The organism is Streptomyces gobitricini (assembly GCF_039532985.1).
Classification (GTDB): domain Bacteria; phylum Actinomycetota; class Actinomycetes; order Streptomycetales; family Streptomycetaceae; genus Streptomyces; species Streptomyces gobitricini.
This window is the reverse complement of sequence record NZ_BAAASR010000004.1, coordinates 1-23,054: the sequence shown is the minus strand read 5'-3', so window position 1 is coordinate 23,054 and position 23,054 is coordinate 1. Positions and strand designations below refer to the sequence as shown.

18 protein-coding genes and 1 pseudogene are annotated in these 23,054 nt (G+C 74.1%); 8 read left to right on the top strand and 11 right to left on the bottom strand.

What is annotated here, in order from left to right:
• Nucleotides 1-17: 17 nt before the first annotated feature.
• The 6 genes from cseC to ABD347_RS04940 form a co-directional block, all read right to left on the bottom strand.
• Nucleotides 18-1,340, bottom strand: a complete 1,323-nt coding sequence (gene cseC / locus ABD347_RS04965; RefSeq protein WP_344356811.1) for a two-component system sensor histidine kinase CseC — start codon at nucleotides 1,338-1,340, stop codon at nucleotides 18-20.
• Nucleotides 1,337-2,050, bottom strand: a complete 714-nt coding sequence (gene cseB, locus ABD347_RS04960) for a two-component system response regulator CseB (RefSeq protein ID WP_344356808.1) — start codon at nucleotides 2,048-2,050, stop codon at nucleotides 1,337-1,339. Before cseB ends, cseC begins: the two co-directional genes overlap by 4 nt.
• Nucleotides 2,051-2,072: 22 nt before the next feature.
• Nucleotides 2,073-2,705: a hypothetical protein gene (locus ABD347_RS04955; protein ID WP_344357001.1), complete on the bottom strand. Its 633-nt coding sequence runs from the start codon at nucleotides 2,703-2,705 to the stop codon at nucleotides 2,073-2,075.
• Between the two features lie 65 nt (nucleotides 2,706-2,770).
• Nucleotides 2,771-3,355: a SigE family RNA polymerase sigma factor gene (locus ABD347_RS04950; protein ID WP_344356806.1), complete on the bottom strand. Its 585-nt coding sequence runs from the start codon at nucleotides 3,353-3,355 to the stop codon at nucleotides 2,771-2,773.
• Between the two features lie 185 nt (nucleotides 3,356-3,540).
• Nucleotides 3,541-4,452, bottom strand: a complete 912-nt coding sequence (locus tag ABD347_RS04945) for an HhH-GPD family protein (RefSeq protein ID WP_344356804.1) — start codon at nucleotides 4,450-4,452, stop codon at nucleotides 3,541-3,543.
• Between the two features lie 25 nt (nucleotides 4,453-4,477).
• Entirely contained in the window at nucleotides 4,478-5,155 is a 678-nt protein-coding gene (locus tag ABD347_RS04940) for a phosphatase PAP2 family protein (RefSeq protein ID WP_344356801.1), read from the bottom strand.
• Between the two features lie 135 nt (nucleotides 5,156-5,290).
• Here ABD347_RS04940 and ABD347_RS04935 point away from each other — a divergent pair, with 135 nt between their 5' ends.
• The gene (locus ABD347_RS04935; protein WP_344356797.1) at nucleotides 5,291-6,151 is read left to right on the top strand and encodes a hypothetical protein; all 861 of its coding nucleotides are present in this window, start codon (nucleotides 5,291-5,293) and stop codon (nucleotides 6,149-6,151) included.
• 24 nt (nucleotides 6,152-6,175) lie between these two features.
• Here ABD347_RS04935 and disA read toward each other — a convergent pair whose 3' ends face one another.
• The gene (gene disA / locus ABD347_RS04930; RefSeq protein ID WP_189550076.1) at nucleotides 6,176-7,300 is read right to left on the bottom strand and encodes a DNA integrity scanning diadenylate cyclase DisA; all 1,125 of its coding nucleotides are present in this window, start codon (nucleotides 7,298-7,300) and stop codon (nucleotides 6,176-6,178) included.
• A 921-nt stretch (nucleotides 7,301-8,221) separates the two neighbouring features.
• On the bottom strand, nucleotides 8,222-9,631 hold the full coding sequence (gene radA / locus ABD347_RS04925) for a DNA repair protein RadA (RefSeq protein WP_344356789.1): 1,410 nt from the start codon (nucleotides 9,629-9,631) through the stop codon (nucleotides 8,222-8,224).
• Between the two features lie 221 nt (nucleotides 9,632-9,852).
• Between radA and ABD347_RS04920 the strand changes: the two genes are divergently transcribed.
• Entirely contained in the window at nucleotides 9,853-11,604 is a 1,752-nt protein-coding gene (locus ABD347_RS04920) for a BACON domain-containing protein (protein WP_344356787.1), read from the top strand.
• Nucleotides 11,605-11,812: 208 nt separating this feature from the next.
• Here ABD347_RS04920 and ABD347_RS04915 read toward each other — a convergent pair.
• Nucleotides 11,813-12,631 (bottom strand): annotated as a pseudogene (locus ABD347_RS04915) (DUF3109 family protein); the annotation flags it as partial.
• A gap of 39 nt (nucleotides 12,632-12,670) precedes the next feature.
• Here ABD347_RS04915 and ABD347_RS04910 point away from each other — a divergent pair.
• From ABD347_RS04910 to ilvD, 3 genes are all read left to right on the top strand, one after another.
• The gene (locus ABD347_RS04910; RefSeq protein ID WP_344356784.1) at nucleotides 12,671-13,603 is read left to right on the top strand and encodes a Ppx/GppA family phosphatase; all 933 of its coding nucleotides are present in this window, start codon (nucleotides 12,671-12,673) and stop codon (nucleotides 13,601-13,603) included.
• 44 nt (nucleotides 13,604-13,647) lie between these two features.
• Nucleotides 13,648-14,454 carry a sugar phosphate isomerase/epimerase family protein gene (locus ABD347_RS04905; RefSeq protein ID WP_344356998.1) on the top strand — a complete coding sequence of 269 codons (807 nt, stop codon included), beginning with the start codon at nucleotides 13,648-13,650 and terminating at the stop codon, nucleotides 14,452-14,454.
• A 389-nt stretch (nucleotides 14,455-14,843) separates the two neighbouring features.
• Nucleotides 14,844-16,697 (top strand): dihydroxy-acid dehydratase, encoded by a 1,854-nt coding sequence (gene ilvD / locus ABD347_RS04900; RefSeq protein ID WP_344356781.1) that lies wholly within the window; start codon nucleotides 14,844-14,846, stop codon nucleotides 16,695-16,697.
• Here ilvD and ABD347_RS04895 read toward each other — a convergent pair whose 3' ends face one another.
• Complete coding sequence (locus tag ABD347_RS04895) at nucleotides 16,698-18,965, bottom strand: protein kinase domain-containing protein (RefSeq protein ID WP_344356995.1); 2,268 nt, start codon at nucleotides 18,963-18,965, stop codon at nucleotides 16,698-16,700.
• 155 nt (nucleotides 18,966-19,120) lie between these two features.
• On the opposite strand from ABD347_RS04895, the gene ABD347_RS04890 reads away from it, so the two are divergent.
• The 3 genes from ABD347_RS04890 (at nucleotide 19,121) to proC (ending at nucleotide 21,487) form a co-directional block, all read left to right on the top strand.
• The gene (locus ABD347_RS04890; protein WP_344356778.1) at nucleotides 19,121-19,438 is read left to right on the top strand and encodes an SH3 domain-containing protein; all 318 of its coding nucleotides are present in this window, start codon (nucleotides 19,121-19,123) and stop codon (nucleotides 19,436-19,438) included.
• A gap of 34 nt (nucleotides 19,439-19,472) precedes the next feature.
• Complete coding sequence (locus tag ABD347_RS04885; RefSeq protein WP_344356776.1) at nucleotides 19,473-19,982, top strand: hypothetical protein; 510 nt, start codon at nucleotides 19,473-19,475, stop codon at nucleotides 19,980-19,982.
• A gap of 695 nt (nucleotides 19,983-20,677) precedes the next feature.
• Complete coding sequence (proC, locus tag ABD347_RS04880; RefSeq protein WP_344356773.1) at nucleotides 20,678-21,487, top strand: pyrroline-5-carboxylate reductase; 810 nt, start codon at nucleotides 20,678-20,680, stop codon at nucleotides 21,485-21,487.
• Nucleotides 21,488-21,543: 56 nt separating this feature from the next.
• On the opposite strand, the gene trpS is transcribed toward proC, so the two are convergent.
• The gene (gene trpS / locus ABD347_RS04875; protein WP_344356770.1) at nucleotides 21,544-22,542 is read right to left on the bottom strand and encodes a tryptophan--tRNA ligase; all 999 of its coding nucleotides are present in this window, start codon (nucleotides 22,540-22,542) and stop codon (nucleotides 21,544-21,546) included.
• Nucleotides 22,543-23,054: the final 512 nt, after the last annotated feature.

Genomic DNA, 23,054 nt, shown 5'->3' with positions numbered 1-23,054 from the left:
CGGGGCGGCCACCGGCGTCAGGGCGTGTCGGGCAGATGCAGTACCGGGAAGCTGCCCGTCGTCGTCGGGGCGTGCTCCGGCAGCCACAGCACCGCGATCGCGCCCCCCGCCCCCCGCGCGGTGCCCGTGGGCGCCGCGTTGCGGAAGGTGAGCCGCGCGCCCAGCACCCGCGCCTGACCGGCCGCGATGGTCAGGCCCAGACCGTGCCCGTGACCGGCCCGGTCGCTGGCCCCCGTACGGAACCGGCTCGGCCCCTCGCGCAGCAGCGCCTCCGGGAACCCCGGCCCGTGGTCGCGGACCCGCACCACCCGGCCCTCCACCGTGACCTCGACCGGCCCCCGGCCGTGCTTGGCGGCGTTGGCCAGCAGGTTGCCCAGGATCCGCTCCAGCCGGCGCGGATCGGTGTTCACCCACGACTCGTGCACCACCCGCACCACCGCGTCCGGGTACAGCGCGACGACCCGGCGCTCGACGAACTCCCCGAGGGTGATCTCCTGCAGCTCGGCCCGCTCGGAGGCACTGTCCAGCCGGGCCACCTCCAGCACGTCCTCGACCAGCGTGCGCATCGCCTGCGCCCGGTCCCGCACCAGTTCCGTCGGCCGGCCCGGCGGCAGCAGCTCGGCGGCGGTGAGCAGCCCGGTCACCGGCGTACGCAGCTCGTGCGCGATGTCCGCGGTGACCCGCCGCTCCGCCTCGATCCGCTCGTTCAGCGCGTCCGTCAGCGCGTCCACCGCCCGCGCGAGCTCGTCCGTCTCGTCGCGCACCACCCCGCCGATGGCGTCCCGGACCCGCACCTCCGTATTGCCCTGGGCGACCTTCCCGGCCGCGGTGGCCGCCTTGCGCAGCCGCCGAGAAAGCTGCCCGCCGATGAGCACGCCCAGCGCGCACCCGCCGAAGACCACCGACACCGAACCGACGATCAGCGCCTCGTCCAGGTCCTTCATGATCGTCGTGCTGCGGCTGGCGAACTGGCTGTGCAGCGACAGCACGTCACCGTTGCCCAGCGGCACCGCGGCCCACACGTCCGGCGGACCCTCCGGGTGCTCCTGCACGTACGTCCCGCGCCGCCGGTCCGCCATCAGCTCGTCCAGCTGCTCCGGGAGCGCCGGGTCGTTGAGCTTCGCCCCGAACTTGGGGTCGGTCTTCGGTTTGGCCGACTCGTACATCCGCTGCGCGAACAGCAACCGCTCCATCTGCACGTCACGCGCGTTGCCCAGCATCGAGACACGGGCGGCGTTGTGGACGACCAGGCTGAGCGCGATCGCGACCAGGGCGCCCACGGCGGCGATGGCGATCGAGATCTTCCATCTGACACCGGTGCGCAACGAGGGCGGCTTCATCCCTTGAGCTTGTAGCCGAAGCCGCGGACCGTCTCGATCCGGTCCTGGCCGATCTTCGTACGGAGCCGCTGCACATGGACGTCCACCACCCGGGTGTCACCGCCCCAGCCGTAGTCCCAGACCCGCTCCAGCAGCTTGTCGCGCGACAGCACGCTGCCCGGCGCCGACGAGAACTCCAGCAGCAGCCGCATCTCCGTCGGCGTCAGCCCCACCGGGGCACCGCCCCTGCGGACCTCCATGCCGTCGGTGTCGATCTCCAGGTCGCCGAAGACCAGCACACCGCCCTGGTCCTGTCCGGCCCGGTTCCCCTCGCCGCCGACCCCGCCCGCCGGCCCGCCCGCGTGCCCGAAGCGGCGCAGCACGGCACGGATCCGGGCGACCAGCACGGCACCGTCGAACGGCTTGGTGACGTAGTCGTCGGCACCCGCCTCCAGACCCAGCACCACGTCGATCGAGTCGGCGCGGGCCGACAGCATGATCACCGGCACGGTCGACTCGTCACGGATGCGCCGGCACAGGCTCACACCGTCCATGCCCGGCAGCATCACGTCCAGCAGTGCGATGTCCGGCCGCCGCCGCCGGAAGGACTCCAGCCCGGACAACCCGTCCGGCATCGCCGTCACCGCGAAGCCGTCACGCTCCAGGGCGAGCTGCGTGGCCTCCCGGATGACGTCGTCGTCCTCCACGAACAGGACATGGGTCTCGGCCATCGAGGTATCTCTCCGTGCTGTCTCAGTTCTTGGCGGGCGCGGTCGGCTCGGCGGGGCCGTCGATGCCACCGTCCCCGACGGTCTTGCTGTACTCGTTGTGCACCCGGTCGTGCTCGGTGAACTTGTTCCCCGTCCACCGGTAGGTGATCACGTCCTCGCCGGAGGGGTACGCCACCGGGTCGCCCTCCGCGTACACCTGCTTGGTGACGACCAGGTCCCCCCGGTCGATCGTCGAGTAGACGGCCGGCTCCTCCAGCGAGAAGACGTTCTCGTACGACGTGCCCTTGGCGTCGTCCTTCGCCGGACCCGGCCGGTACACATACGTCCCGACGCCCACGGCGTCACCGCAGGTCAGTACGTTCACCACCACGTCGTGCGCACCGGAGTCCGTCAGCGTCCCGTACGAGGTGTCCACGGGATAGGCGTCCGCCACGCACGGCTTCAGGTCGTCCTTGACCCGCTCGCTCACCTTCGGGTCGGTCATGATCAGCCGGACCGGGTCCACCTTCTTCACCGGCGAGGACGCCGACGACGCCGGGGCGGGCGCGCTCGACGGCGTGCCCTGGTCGGCCCGGGCCGCGCCCTCGTCGCGCGGCCCCGTGCCACCGGTGGAGCACCCGGCCGTGAGCAGGCCGAGGGCGGCGGCCACCGCCATCGCCGTGGTGCCCGCCGCCCGGATCCTGCCCGTGCCGTTCGCGTCGCTCCCGCTGTCCTTGGCGCTCAGGCCGCGCACCGCTCCCGCCCCCGTTCGTGGCCGCGTCCGGCCGCGCGCTGCGCACGGCCGTCACGCTCCGGGGCGCGGGCGCCGGTGCAGGCCGCTCGGCTCTCCAGCTCCTGACGGAGCCGGGCCAGTGCCCGGTGGAGCGTGGACTTCACCGTACCGGTCGACATGCCGAGCGCGGCGGCCGTCTCCTCGGTGCTCATCTGCTCCCAGTGCCGCAGCACGACGACACTGCGCTGCTTGGGCGCCAGGACCTTCAGGATGTCCATCAGCAGGGCCCGGTCGGCGTGCTGCTCGGTGGCGTCCTCGACGGACGCGTCGGGCAGCTGCTCGGTCGGCACCTCCTCCAGCTTGCGGGCCCGCCACCATTCCGTACGCGTATTGATCATCACGCGGCGGAGGTAGGCGTCGGCGAGGGTCTTGTCCGCTATGCCGTCCCAGCGGCCGTACGTCCGGGCGAGCGCCGTCTGCAGGAGGTCCTGCGCGTCGACGGGGTCGGGGACCAGGCGCCTGGCGCTCCGCAGCAGGGCGTCCTGCCGTGTGCGTACGTACTCCTCGAATTCGAGCACCTCGCCGTGCGACATCCCGAACCGCCTCCGATCCCCGTGAACCCCGTGTGCTGCTTACGTCGGAAGACGCTACGGAGCGGTTGTCACGGGGTTGTCCGCGCAGACCGTCGGAGGGCGCACGGCCGGCCATCGGTTGTGTAACAGCGGTGGTGTGACGAAGCCGGGGGCGCGGCGCGCCAGAGTCCCGCCCCCCGGGCCCATCACCCGGCCGGGAGCCGGTACCGCCCGCCGTCCAGGGGCTCGACCAGGCCGTCGGCGACCAGACCGTCCAGGGCGCGGGCGCGCTGCACCGGTTCGTGCCAGACCGCGTCGAGCGCCGCCTGCTCCACCGGGGTCACCGCCTCGCGGAGGACGGCGAGCAGCCGGCCGCGTACCTGGCGATCCGTACCCGCGTAGCTCTGGCCGCGCCGCGCCGGGCCGTCGTGGGCGGGCTTGCCCGCCAGTCGCCAGGCGCACCGCGCGGCGATCGGGCACCGCGCGCAGTCCTCGTTCCGGGCCGTGCACACCAGGGCGCCCAGCTCCATGGAGGCCGCCGCCCAGCGGGCCGCCGTCCGCTCGTCGTCCGGCAGCAGCTCCCGCGCCAGCTTCCGCTCGGCGGCGGTCGTGGCGTTCGGCGGGTACTGCACGCCCGTCACCGACCGGGCGAACACCCGCCGCACGTTCGTGTCCAGCACCGCGTGGCGCCGCCCGTACGCGAACGACGCGACCGCCGCGGCCGTGTACTCACCGATGCCGGGCAGCGCCAGCAACTGGGCGTGGTCGTCCGGGACGTCGCCGCCGTGCCGCTCCGTTATCGCGACCGCCGCGCCGTGGAGCCGCAGCGCGCGGCGCGGGTAACCGAGCCGGCCCCAGGCGCGCACGGCCTCACCGGGGGCTTCGGCGGCCAGGTCCGCCGGGCGGGGCCAGCGGGCGAGCCACTGCTCGTACACGGGGAGCACACGGCTCACCGGCGTCTGCTGCAGCATGAACTCGCTGACCATCACTCCCCAGGCACCCGCCTCGGGGCGGCGCCAGGGGAGGTCGCGGGCGTTCTGCTCGAACCAGGCGAGCACGGGTGCGTGGAGGCCGGCGGCGTCGGGCCTGGTCTCGGGGGAGGAGGAGATCGCAGTCATGGCACCCCCGATCCTGGCACGTTCCTCAGGAACGCCGGTGCATCGGCTCCCGGCGGCGCCGGTTCGCGGCGCGGCCGGACACCGGCGCCGTCCCCGCCACGGGGACGGCGGGCCCGGGCCCGGCGAGCCAGGTGGCGACGGCGGACCGGCTCGTGCGCATCGTGTCGGCCAGCGCCCGGGTGGGCCCGGTCAGCAGCCTGACGAACAGCACCGCCACCAGCGCGCCCAGCACCAGGCCGGCCGCCACGTCGTGCGGGTAGTGGACACCGACGAAGACCCGTGAGAACGCCATGAGCAGGGCCATCGGCACGGTCAGCCAGACGATGCCGCGCCAGGCCAGCGCGAGTGCGACGGCGGCGGCACCCGCGATCGCCGAGTGGTTGCTCGGGAAGGACCAGTCACCGTACGGCGGGCACTCCACGATCGACTGCGCGGCCCCGGCCACCGCCCGGCACGGGCGCTCCTCGTCCACCACCGACTTCAGCAGCTCGCTCACCACGTACCCGAACGCCGTGCCCAGCGGCGCCAGGACGGCCAGCGCCATGGCCCGCGACCCGGCGGGGCGCGCCCGCCACCAGCCGACGAGGAACAGCACGCCGAACAGCAGCAGGCCGGCCTCCGTCCACAGCTCGGCGACGAGCTGCAACCAGCCCGGGGTGTCGTGGGCGAAGTCGGTGATGTCGCGATAGAGGTCCTGGCTCATGGCTACGGACGGTACCTGGCGCGTGGGGCCCGTCCGAACGGAGCCCGGTCGTTCGAGTGTGATCATCCGCAAAACTTGGTGCACAGGCGGCGGGTGGGGCGGGAGTTGGCGCCGATCTCTCGTACAGTTTGGGCCGTGGGATCTCTGCGCAATCCGGTCGGGCCGCTTCCCTCCTCCATCTACTGGCGACGGAGGGCAGTCGCGGCGAGTCTGGTCGCGCTGCTCGCGCTGCTGATCGTATGGTTCGTCAGCTCCGGTGACGACAACGGGAACAAGAGCGGCGGCAGCTCCAACGGAGCCGCTCCCGCCACCACGATCACACCCGGCCCGTCCCGGCCCGGTGCGGCGATCAGCGAACAGCCGGGCGGGCGCGACGAGTCGGGCACCGGGGAGGGCGACGACGGCGCGAAGAACGGCGACACCTCGTCACCAGGCGCCACAGGCCCCGGCACCGGCGGTGGCACGGGCTCCGGCACGGGCGACGACGCGGGGACCGGATCGGACGCCGGTACGGGATCCGGCACCGGTACGGGTGGCGGCGACAGCGGATCCGGCGGTACGACCACCGGCCGTCAGGTCCCGGCGAACTCCCCCCTCCCCAACTGCGCGCCGAGCACACTGCGGTTGACGCTGCGCAGCGTCAAGGTGAGTTACGCGCCCGGCGAGAAGCCGCGCTTCCAGCTGGTCGCCCGCAACACCTCCACCACCACGTGCAAGACCGACCTCGGGGCGAAGTCCGCCGTCCTGACCATCAAGAACGACGAGGCCGACCAGGTCTGGTCGTCGAAGGACTGCCCCCGCGGCTCCGGGACCCTGCTGGTGAGCGTCCCGGCGGGCGGCAGCGTCACGCACACCGTGGAGTGGGACCGCCGTCCGAGCGCGCCGCGCTGCGCGACGCCGTCCGCGGCGGCCGCCGGGCCGGGCACCTACCTGGTCGAGGCGGCGGTACCGGGCGTGAAGGTGATGCCGGCGTCGTTCGCCCTCACCAAGGACTGACGGCCGCCGGGCCGGACGCCCGGGTCAGACGTACCGCTCGAGGATCGACGACTCGGCGAGCCGCGACAGGCCCTCGCGCACGCTGCGGGCCCGCGCCTCGCCGACCCCGTCGACGGTCTGGAGGTCGTCGACGCTCGCGGCGAGCAGCTTCTGCAGGCCGCCGAAGTGCTCCACCAGCCGCTCGATGATGGCGCCGGGCAGCCGCGGCACCTTGGCCAGCAGCCGGTAGCCGCGCGGCGAGACCGCCGAGTCGAGGGCCTCCGGCGACCCGGTGTACCCCAGGGCGCGGGCCACGATCGGCAGCTCCAGCAGCTCGGCGTGGCTGAGCGCGTCCAGCTCGGTGAGCGCCTCGGCGACCGTGCGGGACCGCTTGGCGGTCGGCTCCGGAACGTAGTCGCGGACCACGAGCTCCCGCTCGGGCTCGACACCCGCGATCAACTCGTCGAGCTGGAGGGCGAGCAGCCGCCCGTCGGTGCCGAGCTCGACGACGTACTCGGCGATCTCCGTGGCGATCCGGCGCACCATCTCCAGGCGCTGGGCGACGGCGGTGACGTCCCGGACCGTCACCAGGTCCTCGATCTCCAGCGCGGAGAGCGTGCCGGCGACCTCGTCGAGGCGGAGCTTGTACCGCTCCAGCGTGGCGAGGGCCTGGTTGGCGCGGGAGAGGATCGCGGCCGACTCCTCCAGGACGCGGCGCTCGCCGTCGACGTAGAGGGCGATCAGCCGCATCGACTGCGACACGGAGACGACGGGGAAGCCGCACTGCTTGCTCACCCGGTCCGCGGTGCGGTGGCGGGTGCCGGTCTCCTCGGTGGGGATGGACGCGTCGGGCACGAGCTGCACGCCGGCCCGGAGGATCTTGGTGATGTCCTTGTCGACGATGAGCGCGCCGTCGAGCTTGCACAGCTCACGCAGCCGGGTCGCGGTGAACTCCACGTCCAGCACGAAGCCGCCCGTGCACATCGACTCGACGGTCTTGTCCATACCGAGGACGATGAGACCACCGGTGTTGCCGCGGAGAATGCGCTCCAGGCCGTCGCGCAGGGACGTACCCGGCGCGACCGCACTCAGGGAAGCGCGCATCAGCGCTTCATTGCCGGAGCCCGCGCCGGACTTTCCGGGAGCTGCTGCCCCGTCCTTGGCTGCCACTGCACTCCTCCGGCTCGTACGGATGGGCGAGACCTGGGCAAAGTCTAGCGACCCCGCCCGCAGGCGTCGGGCCTCCGGCCCGGTCCGCCGCGTAACCGGACGTGCTCGGGGCCGCTCCGGGGGGTCCTGTTCCCGCTGTGCGGGGCGGTGGGCCTCCGCGCTCGCCTCCTCGGACCCGGCGGCCTGGGCGCGGGCCGGGGAGCCGTTTCGTGGGCCGGGCCGCCGGGCCGCCGGGCCGCCGGGCCGCTGGGCCGCCGGGCCGCTGGGCCGCTGGGCCGCCGGCGGGTGTCGGGTTTTCGGCGCGGTCCCGCCGTGTGGCCGGTCGTGCTCGGGGTGGTTCCGGGTGGTTCGGTGTTGGTTTGTGTGCGGGGCGGTGGCTGCCGGTGGGTGGTGGGGTGTGGCCCCTCCGGGCTCGCCTCCTCGGGGCCGGCGGCCTTGGGTACGAGAAAGGGAGCCCGTCCGTTGCCGTCAACCCCTGCGGGGGTGACCCTGCACGGCCCCACCCCGGTCGTATGCCGTCTGCGGGCCGGATCTCGCCACGGCGAGGAACTGTGTGGCGTACGGCGTGGAGGGGCCGTGGAGGGTCGTCCCCGCTGGGGGTCCCCCCACGGCTCCGGTGTGGGGGGAGGATCGGCGGCGAGTGACGGTCACCGGGGCGGGTGGGTGCCCCGCCGGCCGCGAGGAGGTGAGCCCGCAGGGGCCCCGACCGTTGCCCATCGGCCGCAACCCACCCGGCCCCACAGACCCGCAGCCGGGCCCTCGGCCCCGAACCGGCCCACCGGTTCCGGACGGGCCCACCGGTCCGCGACCGGACCGGCCGACGGTCACGGCGGCGGCCGCCCGGCGGCGGGCTGCCCGGCCGCGTGCCGTCCGGACCGGGCGCGCGGCGACCGGGCGCGTGGCCCGGTCACCGCGGTGGCGTCAGCCCTGGGGGGCTTCCTCCCGCGCGGGGGCGCGGCGACGGGCGCGGGGCAGGACCCGCAGCGCGTCGCCCATGTCGGCGACCTCCGTGACCTTCATGCCCGCCGGGACCTTGCCCGGGTCGACGGGGACCAGCGCGTGGGTGAAGCCCAGGCGGTGGGCTTCGGCGAGGCGCCGCTGGACGCCCGTGACGCGCCGGACCTCGCCCGCGAGGCCGACCTCGCCGATGGCGACCAGGTTCTTCGGCAGCGGGGTGTCGCTGGCCGCCGAGGCGAGGGCCAGTGCGATCGCCAGGTCGGCGGCCGGTTCGGAGAGCTTCACCCCGCCGACCGTCGCGGAGTAGATGTCCCGCTTGCCGAGGGCGGTGATCCGGCCGCGCTGCTCCAGGACCGCCAGCATCATGGAGACGCGTGAGGTCTCCAGGCCGGAGGTGGTGCGGCGGGGCGACGGGATCTGCGAGTCGACCGTGAGCGCCTGGACCTCGGCGACCAGCGGGCGGCGCCCTTCGAGGGTGACGGTCAGGCAGGTGCCGGGGACCGCCTCCGCGCGGCGGGTGAGGAAGAGCCCGCTCGGGTCGGCGAGGCCCGTGATCCCCTCGTCGTGCAGTTCGAAGCAGCCGACCTCGTCCGTCGCCCCGTACCGGTTCTTCACGCCCCGCACCAGCCGCAGCCGGGCGTGCCGGTCGCCCTCGAAGGACAGGACGACGTCGACGAGGTGCTCCAGGAGGCGCGGGCCCGCGATCGCGCCGTCCTTGGTGACGTGGCCCACGAGGAGGGTGGACATACCCCGCTCCTTCGACGCCCGGATCAGCGCCCCGGCGACCTCGCGCACCTGGGCCATGCCGCCCGGGGCGCCGTCGATCTCGGGGGAGGCCACCGTCTGCACGGAGTCGAGGACGAGGAGGGAGGGCTTGACGGCGTCCAGGTGACCCAGGACGGCGGACAGGTCGGTCTCGGCCGCCAGGTAGAGGTGGTCGTTGAGCGCGCCGATCCGGTCGGCCCGCAGCCGGACCTGGCTCGCGGACTCCTCACCCGTCACGTAGAGCGTGCGGTGGTCGTCGCTCGCCGCCTTCGCCGCCACGTCCAGCAGCAGCGTGGACTTGCCGACGCCCGGCTCGCCTGCCAGCAGCACCACCGCCCCCGGCACCAGGCCGCCGCCCAGGACGCGGTCCAGCTCGTCCACCCCGGTCGTGCGGGCGGTCGCCTGCCGGCCGTCGACCTGGCCGATCGGCAGCGCGGCGGTGGAGACCCGCCCCGCGGCCGTGGTGCGGACGGCGGGCGCGCCGTACTCCTCCACCGTCCCCCACGCCTGGCACTCGGGGCAGCGTCCGAGCCATTTGGCGGTCGTCCACCCGCATTCGGTGCAGCGGTAGGAGGGCCTGTCCTTGGCGGATTTCGTACGGGCAGCCATGCCGAAGACCGTAGCGGTCCCCACTGACAGCGCCTTCCGCGCGGTCCGCGCGAGCCGCCGGGGGCGGGGCGCGCGGGGCGGCCGGGACCCCAGGGGCGCGGGTGGGTGACCGGCGCGGAATGTGCGCCTCCTGTCCCCTTTTGAGGGATACGTTCACCCGTAAGGATTAAAAGTGTGGAAGGGGTGCGAGAGGTGTGCCGTCCACTGCCTACGGTCGCCGGGTGACGAGCAGCAGGCTGGAGACCCCCACGCACACCACCGGCGCACACCGGGCGGAGCGTCGCACGCCCCGGACCGGGCCCCGCACCCTGGTCCAGTGCCCGCCGGCGCGGTACGAGCCGTACCTGGACGGGCTGTTCACGTACTGCCTGTCCGTGCTGTGCGACCACGACGCGGCGACCGCGGCGCTCGGAGACGTCCTGGCCATCTCCGAGCGGCAGTTCGGGCGGTGCCCCGCAGCCGACCCGGAGCGGAAGGCCTGGCTGTACGCTCTCGCCCGCTGGGCCTGCCTGCGCGAGCTCGGCGAGCAGCGGCGACGCCGCAGGCAACAGGGGGCCGGGGCGCACGCCGCCCGCCCGGCCCCGTCGGCACCCACCGCCTCCTCCCCCACCGAGGAGGCCCCGCGCGTCCCGCCCGGGACGGCGGAGCGCCGCGGCCGGGAGCTGGCCCTGCTCGCCTGGCCCGAGGCGGCCGGGACCACGCCCGAGCAGCGCGAGGCGCTGGAGCTGGCCGTACGGCACGGGATGGCCGCCCCGCAGGTCGCCGCCGTCCTCGGCATGGACCCCTTCGCCGCCCGCGAACTGCTGTCCGCCGCCGCCTGCGAGGTGGAGCGCACGCGCGCCGCTCTCGCCGTCGTCGAGACCGGCTCCTGCCCGGCGGTCGCCCGGCTCACCGGCGACAACCAGCTGCTGCTCTCGGCGACCCTCCGCCGCGAACTCGTCAGACACGTCGACGACTGCCCGCGCTGCCGAAGAGCCGCCGAGCGCGCCGGTGCGGGCGGACCCTGGCCCGGCTCGTCCGTCACCCCCGCGAAACTGCCGCTCGTCGAGGCGCCCAGGACGGCGGCGGCGTACGCGGCGATGCCGCACGGCCCGCGCACCCGGGCGGGCGGCCCGCGGTTCGGGCGCGACGGTTTCCCCCTCGACCCCAAGGACCACGCGGCCCGCCGCGACCGGATGCGGGCGCGGGCGGTGACGACGACCGTGGTGGCCACCGTGGTCGCGGCACCGGTGCTCGCCCTGTGGGCGGCCTACCGGGGGGCGCCGCTGACGGGGGAGGGGCACGACGGCGCCTCGGTCAGCGCGGCCGAGGCCGCCGACCGGGCCGCCGACACGGAAGGACCGGCCGGCCGGCCCGACCACTACCAGAACGCGGGCAACGCCCGGACCGACCCCGGCCGCCGCTCCGCCGCCCCCGGCTCGTCGCACGTGGCGGTGGAGGTGATCAGCACCGGTACGCCCCCGCCCGCCACCCCCGGCGTCCCCGGCCCGGGCCGCGTCACGGTCACCGCGCAGCCGTCCGGCGGTGACACGACGATGCTCACGCTCACCGCGTCGGGCGGCGCCCCGGTGTCCTGGTCCCTGTGGACGAACGCCCCGTGGCTCTACGCCGACCGCACCTCGGGCACCCTCGCCCCCGGCCGGTCGGTCACGGTGCACGTCTCCGTCGACCACACCCGCGAACCGGCCGGCGCGTGGACCGCCCGCGTCGGGGTCGACCCGGCGGGCGCCGTCGTGGAGATCGACGGCCACGGCGCCCGCCGCCCGCCCTCCTACCCGGGCCCCGGCAGCCGGCCCCCGGCCCCGGCCATGCCCGCGTCGACCTCGCCATCGTCACCGGACCCCACGCCCACCCCGACGCCCACGCCGCCGCAGTCCACGCCCCCGCCAACCTCGCAACCGTCACCGGACCCCACGCCCTCGGACACCCCGCCGCCCGCCGAGGAGCCGGCGCCGGAACCCCCGCCGGGCTGAGCCGCCCGGCCGACGGGAGGCGCTAGTCCACCGGGTCCGCCGGGCGCGTGGCCACCGGGACCGCCGGGTCCGCCGGGCGCTGGGGCACCGGGTCCGCCGGGCGCGTGGCCACCGGGACCGCCGGGTCCGCCGGGCGCTGGGGCACCGGGTCCGCCGGGCGCGTGGCCACCGGGACCGCCGGGTCCGCCGGGCGCGTGGCCACCGGGACCGCCGGGTCCGCCGGGTGCGGGGCCACCAGCGGCAGCTGGGACGCCAGGCGGGCCTCGCACAGCTCCACGAGCACGTCGTACGCGTCCTTGCCCATCAGCTCCGTCAGCTCCGGGCGGTACGTCACGTACACCGGCTCGCCCGCGCCGTGCGCCGACGTCGCCGAGGTGCACCACCAGTGCAGGTCATGGCCGCCCGGCCCCCAGCCCCGCCGGTCGTACTCGCCGATCGAGATCTGGAGCACCCGCGTGTCGTCGGGCCGGTCGATCCAGTCGTACGTACGCCGCACCGGCAGCTGCCAGCAGACGTCCGGCTTGGTCTCCAGCGGCTCGCGGCCCTCCCGCAGCGCCAGGATGTGCAGCGCGCAGCCCGCACCGCCCGCGAACCCCGGGCGGTTCTGGAAGACGCAGGAGCCCTCCCAGCGGCGCGTCTGCCGCTCACCGTCCTCGTCGAGCTGCACCCACCCGTCGGCCGACGTGCCCTCGGCGTGGAACTGCCACAGCTCGGGTGTGAGGCGGGCCACGTGCGACGCGACGCGCTGCTCGTCGTCCTCGTCGGAGAAGTGCGCGCCCAGCGTGCAGCAGCCGTCGGCCGCGCGCCCCGCCTGGATGCCCTGGCAGCCGCTGCCGAAGACACAGGTCCAGCGGGACGTCAGCCAGGTCAGGTCGCAGCGGAAAACCTGCTCGTCGTCGGCCGGGTCGGGGAACTCCACCCACGCACGGGGAAAGTCCAGGCCCTTTTCATCGGAAACGCCCGGTAGGGGCGGTACGGGGGACTTCTCGTGCTTCTTGGCGGGCTTCGCCTTCTTCGTCTTTGGCACACACCAAGCGTATGCGCCAGGCGCAGTAGCGTTCGGGGCATGAGACTCGGAGTTCTCGACGTCGGTTCGAACACGGTGCACCTGCTGGTGGTGGACGCCCACCCCGGCGCCCGGCCCCTGCCCGCCCACTCCCACAAGGCGGAGCTGCGGCTCGCCGAGCTGCTGGAAGCGGACGGGTCCATCGGCGACCGGGGCATCGAGCGGCTCGTCACCATCACGCACGACGCGGTGCGCACCGCCGAGGACAAGGGCTGCGAGGAGGTGCTCCCCTTCGCGACCTCCGCCATCCGCGACGCGGCCAACGCCGACGCCGTACTGAAACGGGTCAGGCACGAGACCGGCGTCGACCTCCAGGTCCTCTCCGGCGCGGAGGAGGCCCGCCTCACCTTCCTCGCCGCCCGCCGCTGGTTCGGCTGGTCCTCGGGGAAGCTGCTGCTGCTGGACATCGGCGGCGGCTCCCTGGAGATCGCGTACGGGATCGACGAGGAGCCCGACGCGGCCGTGTCCCTGCCGCTGGGCGCCGGGCGCCTCACCGCCGGCTGGCTGCCCGGCGACCCGCCGGACCCCGCCGACGTGAGGGCGCTGCGCCGGCACGTCCGGGCGGAGATCGCCCGTACTGTCGGTGAGTTCGCCCGCTTCGGCCGGCCGGACCATGTCGTCGCGACGTCCAAGACGTTCAAGCAACTGGCCCGGATAGCCGGCGCGCCCGGCTCGGGTGAGGGGCCGTACGTACAGCGGGAACTGAGTCGTACCTCACTGGAGGAGTGGGTCCCCAAGCTCTCCCTCATGACCACCGGGCAGCGCCGCGCCCTCCCCGGGGTCTCCGAGGGCAGGGCACCCCAGCTGCTGGCCGGAGCCCTGGTCGCGGAGGGCGCGATGGACCTGTTCGGCGTCGAGGAACTGGAGATCTGCCCGTGGGCCCTGCGCGAAGGAGTCATCCTGCGTCGGCTGGACCACCTCCCGACCGGCTAGCGGGTGCCCTTAGGCTGTCCCTCGTGGCTGAAACGTCGGAATCAGTGGTGCGCATCCCGGATGCGAAGGTCGCCCTGTCCACGGCCTCGGTCTATCCGGAGTCGACCGCGACGGCTTTCGAGGTCGCCGCCCGGCTGGGTTATGACGGCGTCGAGGTCATGGTGTGGACCGATCCCGTCAGTCAGGACATCGAGGCGCTGCGCCGCCTCTCCGACTACCACCAGGTGCCGGTCCTCGCGGTCCACGCGCCGTGTCTGCTGATCACCCAGCGGGTCTGGTCGACCGACCCGTGGACGAAGCTCCAGCGCGCCCAGGCCGCGGCGGAGAAGCTCGGCGCGTCGACCGTCGTCGTCCACCCGCCCTTCCGCTGGCAGCGCCAGTACGCCCGGGACTTCATCGACGGCATCTGGCGGATGGCGAACGAGACGGATGTACGTTTCGCGGTCGAGAACATGTACCCGTGGCGCTACCGCGACCGCGAGATGCTCGCCTACGCGCCCGAGTGGGACGTCAGCAAGGACGACTACCGCCACTACACGATCGACCTCTCGCACACCGCGACCGCCCGCAGCGACGCCATGGAGATGATCGGCCGCATGGGCGACCGGCTCGGCCACGTCCACCTCGCCGACGGGCGTGGCTCCGCCAAGGACGAGCACCTGGTGCCGGGGCGCGGCACACAGCCGTGCGCGGAGCTGCTGGAGCACCTGGCGCGTTCCGGTTTCGACGGCCATGTCGTCATCGAGGTCAACACCCGGCGCGCGATGTCGGCGGCCGAACGCGAGGCCGACCTGGCGGAGGCGCTGGCCTTCACCCGCCTGCACCTCGCCTCCTCTGCCCGCGTCCGATGACCGTGCCGGGTGCCTGTGCCTGTGCCTGTGCCGCGGGCGCCCGTGCCGCAGTTGCTCAGGCCGCTGGTGCCCGGGCCGCTGGTGCCCGGGCGGCGGGTACTCGGCCCGCGGCGCCCGTGCCGCTGGTGCTCAGCCCGGGGGCGCCGGTGCCGGGGGCGCCGCGGTGACCGGACCGGGCGGGGGCACGGCCGTCCCGGCCGGAGCGGAGGCCATGGGGGGCTCCGGTGGCCGTGGAAGCGTCCCGGAGGCAGCCGTGGCCGTCGCCCGGCACCCCGGCGTTACCTGACCGAGGGCTGAGCCTCCCGTCCCGCCATCCGGACAGCCTGTCCAGATCTTGGAGCCGGAGCGTACGCTCGAAGAGTCACATCCGTCCGAAGGAGCGAGCGACGATGCCCGAGCTGAGGTCCCGCACTGTCACCCACGGCCGCAACATGGCGGGCGCCCGCGCCCTTATGCGGGCGTCCGGTGTACCGGGCGCGGACATCGGCCGCAAGCCGATCATCGCCGTCGCCAACTCCTTCACCGAGTTCGTGCCGGGCCACACCCACCTCCAGCCGGTCGGCCGGATCGTCTCCGAGGCGATCCGCGAGGCGGGCGGCATCCCCCGCGAGTTCAACACCATCGCCGTCGACGACGGCATCGCCATGGGCCACGGCGGCATGCTGTACTCGCTGCCCTCCCGCGACCTGATCGCCGACAGCGTCGAGTACATGGTCGAGGCGCACTGCGCCGACGCCGTGATCTGCATCTCCAACTGCGACAAGATCACGCCCGGCATGCTGATGGCCGCGCTGCGCCTGAACATCCCGGCGGTCTTCGTCTCCGGCGGCCCCATGGAGGCCGGCAAGACCACCCTCGTCGACGGCACGGTCCGCACACTCGACCTGGTCGACGCCATCTCCGACGCCGTCAACGACAAGATCTCGGACGCCGACATCCTCCGCATCGAGGAGAACGCCTGTCCGACGTGCGGCTCGTGTTCCGGCATGTTCACCGCCAACTCGATGAACTGCCTCACCGAGGCCATCGGCCTGTCCCTCCCCGGCAACGGCTCGACCCTCGCCACCCACACGGCCCGCCGCGCCCTCTACGAGAACGCCGCCCGCACGGTCGTCGAGCTGACCGACCGCTACTACGCCCAGGACGACGAGTCCGTCCTGCCGCGCAACATCGCCACCATGGCGGCCTTCGAGAACGCCATGGCCCTCGACATCGCCATGGGCGGCTCCACCAACACGATCCTGCACCTGCTGGCCGCCGCCCAGGAGGCGGACGTCCCCTTCGGGCTGGAGGAGATCGACGCCGTCTCGCGCCGGGTGCCGTGCCTGGCCAAGGTGGCGCCGAACGTCGCCAAGACGCGTACGTACTACATGGAGGACGTGCACCGCGCCGGCGGAATCCCCGCCCTGCTGGGCGAGCTGCACCGGGCCGGGCTGCTCAACGAGGACGTCCACAGCGTCCACAGCCCGTCGCTCACCGACTGGCTCAAGACGTGGGACGTGCGCGGCGGTTCGCCCTCGGCAGAGGCCGTCGAGCTGTGGCACGCGGCCCCCGGCTGCGTCCGCTCCGCCGAGGCGTTCTCGCAGTCCGAGCGCTGGGAGACCCTGGACGTGGACGCCGCGGAGGGCTGCATCCGCTCCGCCGAGCACGCGTACTCCAAGGACGGCGGCCTCGCCGTGCTGCGGGGCAACCTGGCGGTCGACGGCTGCGTCGTCAAGACGGCCGGTGTCGACGAGTCGATCTGGACCTTCGAGGGCCCGGCGGTCGTCTGCGAGTCGCAGGAGGAGGCCGTCGACAAGATCCTCCGCAAGGAGATCACGGACGGCGACGTCGTCGTCATCCGCTACGAAGGCCCCAAGGGCGGCCCCGGCATGCAGGAGATGCTCTACCCGACGTCCTTCCTCAAGGGCCGGGGCCTGGGCAAGACCTGCGCCCTGATCACGGACGGCCGCTTCTCCGGCGGTACGTCGGGCCTGTCGATCGGCCACGCGTCCCCGGAGGCGGCGAGCGGCGGCACGATCGCGCTGGTCGAGGACGGCGACCGGATCCGTATCGACATCCCGAGCCGCTCCATCGAGCTCCTCGTCGACGACGCCACCCTGGCGGCCCGCCGCGAGGCCCTCGGCGGCGTGTACGCGCCGAAGAACCGCGAGCGCAAGGTCTCGGCCGCGCTGCGGGCTTACGCGGCGATGGCCACGAGCGCCGACAAGGGCGCGGTCCGGGACGTCACCAAACTCGGCTGATCACCACGCCGACGGGTCGTCCGCCCGCACCGCGAAGACCGACCCGTCGGGCGCCGTCGCGAACACCGTGCCGTTCGCGACGGCGGGCGCGGGCAGCAGCGGCGCGAACGTGTACCGCCCGCCGTCCAACCGCGGCTTCGTCGCCCCCAGCAGTACGCCGCGCCCGGCGTCCACGGCCAGCAGCCGCCCGTCGGCCGCCGTGAGGAAGACGTGCCCGCCCGCCGCCACCGGGCGGGACACGCGCGTCACCCCAATCTCCAGACGCCAGCGCTCCGCGTCCTGGGCGCTGCTCCCGGTACTCCCCCCGGTACTCCTCCCGGTGCTTCTTCCGGCGATGTCGACGGCCGCGAGCGAACCGCCCGACCCGACGACGTACACGGTGTCGCCCGCCATCACGGCCTGCGCCTGGTCGGCCGGGACCGTCAGGGCCACGCGCCGCACGGTGCGGTCGGCCGTGTCCAGCCGTACGACCGCGTCGGTGTACAGATCCGCGTCGGCGGACAGCAGCAGCAACGCGCCCCTCGACGCCTGTACGGGGCTGAGGGCGCCCTTCATCCGCTCGGTCCACCGCACCCGCCCGTCCGCCGGGTCGACCGCGCTCACCCGTGTGGCCGAGGCGTCCGGCGAGGCGGCCGCGGCGTAGACGCCCCCGTCATCGGTGACCCACTGGGCGCCGGGCGCGACGAGCCGCCGCTTCGTCCAGCGTTCGTCGCCGGTCGCCCCGTCCAGGGCGCGCACGGTGCCGTCCGCCGCCACCAGCAGCACCGTGTCGCCGGAGTGCAGGACGTTCACGTACCCGGACACGTCCACGCTCCACCGGGTGGTGCCGGTGTCGGGGGCGAGGGCCTCCAGACGGGCGCGGTCCTCCGTCACGACGTGGACCAGCCCGCCGCAGATCACGGGCACGGTGCCCAGCTCGGCTCCCGCCGCGCCCGTGGTCCAGGTGACCGTGCCGTCCGCCGGGCTGAGGCGGGCCGCCCTGACCCCGGGAGCGGTGCAGTAGAGGGCGCGGCCGGCGTCGGCGGCACACAGGGGCGTCAGGCTCTCGCCGCCGGTGGCGCCCGGTGTGGTGGACCAGGGGCGGAACGCCGGGGCACCGACGGCCGGCACGGCGCGGGTGGCCGGCCCCTCCGCGGGGGCGCCGCCCCGCAGCCCGGCGACGCCGCCCGCGATCACCGCGGCTAGCACGGCGAACCCCGCGGCCCACCGCAGCCTCCGCCCACCGCGCGGGACGCCCCCGCGACCCGGCCCCGCTTCGGCCTCCCGCACCGTCCTCCCGGCCCCGGCCCCGGCTCCGGCCTCCGTCCTGGCCCCGGCCCCCGCCTGCGCCTCCGCCGACGCCCCGACCTCCGCCGGCGTCCCGGCCTCCGCGTCGGCCTTCGCCTCCGCCCGCCGCTGCCCCGGCACGAACGCCGCCGCGCCGCCCTCGGGCTCACCGGCCCGCAGCTCGCCCATCAGCTCGTCCGCCGTGGGCCGCTCGGCGGGGTCCTTCGCCAGGCACCGCCTCAGCAGCGGGACCAGGTCGTCCGGTACCCCCGCCAGGTCGGGCTCGTTGTGGACGACCTGGTAGGCCACGATGTACGGCGAGTTCGAGTCGAACGGGCCCCGCCCGGTCGCCGCGTGGACCAGGACGGCGCCCATCGCGAACACGTCGGCGGCGGGTCCCACGTCGCGGGGCCGCTGGAACTGCTCGGGCGCCATGAACGGCGGGGTCCCGATCAGCTTCCCCGTCTCGGTGCGCAGGTCGCTGTCGGTGGGGCGCGAGATCCCGAAGTCGATGACCTTCGGACCGTCGGCGGCCAGCATCACGTTGCTGGGCTTCAGGTCCCGGTGCACCACACCGGCCCGGTGGATGTCACGCAGCGCCTCGGCGAGCCCGGCGCCGACCCTCCGCAACTCCACGGAGCCCAGCGGACCGTTCCGCTTCACCCGCGCCGAGAGCGTCGGCCCGTCGATGAACAAGGTGGCCATCCACGGCCGGCCGGCATCCGGGTCGGCGTCCACGACGGGCGCGGTGAACGCTCCGCTGACCCGCCGCGCCGCCGCGACCTCCTGCCGGAAACGCGCCCTGAACTCGGCGTCCGCGGCATGCTCGGCATGCACGACCTTCACCGCGAGCCGTAGCCCCGAGCCGGACCTGGCCAGGTGGACGACTCCCATGCCGCCCGCGCCCAGGCACCCTTCCAGCCGGTACCGACCGGCGTACTCCGGATGCTCCGCCTCCGGAAACGCTCCGGGAGCCGGTCCGGTACTGCGCAACGGCGGCATCGCCACCCCCGTGTGTGTTCGTCCGCGCGCGTCCCGCGTCCAGCGCGACGCACGGAGCCTAGTCGATGATGCGTGCGATCCCCGCAGGGCTTGTTAGCCTGCGCGCGGCGCGCGTGCACGGGGCACGCGCCTCGACGGGGGAGGGCCGTACGGCCATGGAAAAGACGACGGAAGAAACGACGCAAGAAGCAACGGAAGAAGCCGTCCGGGCCGCGACGTTCACCGTGAAGCGCTACCCGGTGGCACCCGGCTACCGGCTGAACGTACGCAGCGGCCCGGGGACGAACTACAGCCTGGTGAAGGTCCTGCCCGAGGGCGTGCGCGTCCCGGTCAACTGCCAGAAGCCCGGCCAGACCATCACCGGCCCGTACGGCACGACCAACCTCTGGGACAACATCGCCAACGGCCAGTACGTCTCCGACGCCTACGTGCACACCGGCAGCGACGGGTACGTGGCCGTGCGCTGCTCCTGACCGCCCGACGGCCCGCCCGGGGATAATCGACCCCGTGAGCGACCACACCAGCACCACCACCCACGGCACACCCACCGGGCCGCAGCCCGAGCCCCTCCGCTTCTTCGGGACGACCTGGGTCGACCACGACGGCGGGTACGGGCTGCGGCGCGCCGGGGTCGCCGTCGGCTCCCTGGCCTCTGCCGTGGCCGGCGCGTTCGTCCTCCGCTTCGCCCACCAGGGCCTGGCCATCGCCGACGTGGGGGGCTTCGTCAACGCCCTGCTCGTCGCGGTGTTCGCGGTGTGCACCGCCATCGCCTTCAGCAGGACCTGGCAGGGCTTCATCCGCCGTCCCGCCGACCCGGCCCGTGAGGACGCGCTGCGCAGCCTGAAGGCGATCGGTTTCATCGGCTCCCTGCTCGCGTACTTCCTCCGTTCCCTCATCGAGGCGCCCGGCGAGAAGCTGCTGCGCTCCGAGTACGAGACGGCCCGCGCCCGGTACGAGAAGCGCCGCTCCACCCGCGCGGGAAACCCGGCCGCCCGCAAGAAGCCCAAGCGCTCCTGACGCGATCACCCTGCGCGGAGCGGGGCGCGAAAGCGCGGCCGGCCCCGTGGTGCGCCTCCTCGCCATGCCGCTCGGCAAGGCCGACCCGTAGCCGGCCGCCCACTCGCCCCCGCCGTGCCCGACGCCCCCCTCGGCGCCCGCCCCCGGCCTCCTCGTCCCGGCCTTCCCCCCTCCGGGCCCCGGGCGGTCCCAGTCGTACGCGGTCGACGCAGTGAACGACGTCCTCCGCCGCCCGGCATGACCACCGACTCCGTCCGGGACGCCCTCGCCGTGCCCGCCCTCGCCATGACCGGCTGCGCCGCCCTCGCCCACGACGAGGTGACCGGCCACGTCATGTGGGCCGCATGCGGAGCCCCCGCGAGGACGACGGCACCCACCGGATCGGCGTCATGCTCATCGACGCGGTCCACGAGGGCGGGGATGCGCATCGGCGGCGCCGCCTTCCGCCCCCTCACGGCCCGGCTCACGGCCAAGGACGACCGCCGCGCCACCCGCCTCTCGTACCACCCCGGCAACACCCCACCGCGCCCTCTGCGAGTCGCTGGGCCTCTCCCCCCACGGACGCCGACGAGGACGGCGAGATCGTCGCCGGACCCGACCCCACCCGTACCGCCCCTCGGACAGCCGCGCCCCGGCCCCGCCCCCGGTGCGAGGATGGCGACACGTACCCCCACCCGGCGAGGTGAACAGCAGCAATGACCCAGACCGTCGCAGTCCTCGGTACCGGCAAGATCGGTGAAGCCCTGCTCAGCGGCATGATCCGGGCCGGCTGGCCGACCGCCCATCTCCTGGTCACCACCCGCCGCGCCGACCGCGCCGAGGAGCTCCACACCCGCTACGGAGTGGAGACCGTCGGCAACGCCGAGGCGGCCAAGCGCGCCGACACCCTCATCCTGGCCGTCAAGCCCCAGGACATGGGCAGGCTTCTCGACGAGCTCGCCCCGCACGTCACCACCGACCGCCTCGTCGTCAGCGCCGCGGCCGGTATCACGACCGCGTTCATCGAGGAGCGCCTCGCCGCCGGCACCCCCGTCGTCCGCGTCATGCCGAACACCCCCGTCCTGGTCGACGAGGGCATGTCCGTCATCTCCGCCGGCAGCCACGCCACCGGCGACCACCTCGCCCACACCGAGGAGATCTTCGGCGGCGTCGGCAAGACCCTCCGCGTCCCCGAGTCCCAGCAGGACGCCGCCACCGCCCTCTCCGGCTCCGGCCCGGCGTACTTCTACTTCCTCGTCGAGGCCATGACCGACGCCGGCATCCTCCTCGGCCTGCCGCGCGCCCAGGCCCACGACCTGATCGTCCAGGCCGCCATCGGCGCCGCCGTGATGCTCCGCGACAGCGGCGAGCATCCGGTCAAGCTCCGCGAAGCCGTGACCTCCCCGGCCGGCACCACCATCAGCGCCATCCGGGAGCTGGAGAACCACGGCGTACGCGCCGCCCTGATCGCCGCCCTCGAAGCCGCCCGCGACCGCAGCCGCGAACTCGCCACCGGCAACGGCTGACCCCGCGCCCACCGTCGGCCCCGCCACCACGCGCAGGGCCGACGGCACCGCCCGCCTCACCCCGGCGGCAGCAGCCCCACGGCCCCGTACGCCCGGTCCACCACCGGCCGCGCGATGCCCCGCGCCCGCTCGGCGCCCTCCCGCAGCACCGCGTCCACGTACCCGGGGTCGGCCGCCAGCGCCGCATGCCGCTCCCGCAACGGCCGCAGCAGCTCCACCACCGCCTCGGCCACGTCCTCCTTCAGCGCGCCGTACGACGCGTAGGCCCCGGCCAGCGCCTCGGGACGCCCGCCCCCGCAGGCCGCCAGCACATCCAGCAGGTTCGCCACCCCCGGTCTGGCCGCCCGGTCGTACTCGACGCCCCACCCGCTGTCCGTCACCGCCCGCATGACCTTCCGCCGCACCACGTCCGGCTCGTCGAGCAGGTAGACGATCCCGGCCCCGTTCGCGTGCGACTTGCCCATCTTTCCGGTGGGGTCCTGCAGGTCCATCACCCGAGCCGCCACCCGCGGATGCGTCGCCCTCGGCACGGTGAAGGTGTGCCCGTACCGCTGGTTGAACCGCACCGCCAGATCCCGCGTGAGCTCCACGTGCTGCGCCTGGTCATCACCCACCGGCACCTCATCGGTCCCGTACGCCAGGATGTCCGCCGCCATCAGCACCGGGTACGTCAGCAGCGACACCCGTACGGCGCCCCCGGCCGCCCGGGCCGACGCCCCCTTCTCCTTGTACTGGATCATCCGCCGCAGCTCCCCGTCCGTGGCGGTGCACTCCAGCAGATAGGAGAGCCGCGTGTGCTCGTCCACATGACTCTGTACGAAGAGGGTGCACCGCCCCGGGTCCAGCCCGGCCGCCAGCAACAACGTCGCGGCCTGCCGGCTCAGCCGCCGCACCCGCGCCGGATCGTGCTCCACGGTCAGCGCGTGCAGATCCACCACGCTGAACAGCGCGTCCGCCCGGTACTGATCCTCCTCGACCCACGTGCGTACGGCTCCGAGGTAGTTCCCCAACGTCAGATGCCCCGTCGGCTTGACCCCACTGAAGATCCGCGTCACCGCGTTCCCCTCTCCGTCTCCTGATCGAGGCCACCGCCACCCGCGGCCGGTCCTCCGGAGGGAGAAACACGAACGGCCGCCGAGGCGGCGGCCGTTGAGAGCATGCGTGTGTGCCGGCCGCCGTCAGGCGGCCCACCACTGACCGGTGAACGCATGCGATGTCATGCCCGCAAGACTACGACGGCGGACCCGAGGTTGACACGGCTTTGCCTGGTCCGTACTGTTCTCCGGGTTGTCCGACGTGAGCGCCGACCCCGGTCGGTCCCCGGACAGCCATCCCGCAAGAACCACTCCAAGCGAGCGACGATCCGTCGTCCCGCTTTCCGTGCGCTTTTGCGAAATGAGGAATCCGCGTTCGAAGGAGCGCAGCCCCGATTAGCGTCGGAGCCAGGGAATCCGCTAAAGTCTCACTCGTCGGAACGGCCCAACAGCCGGAATGACAGCCCCTTCTGACTGGGAATCAGGCCCGATAAGGATCTGATAGAGTCGGAACCGCCGGAAAGGGAAAGCGC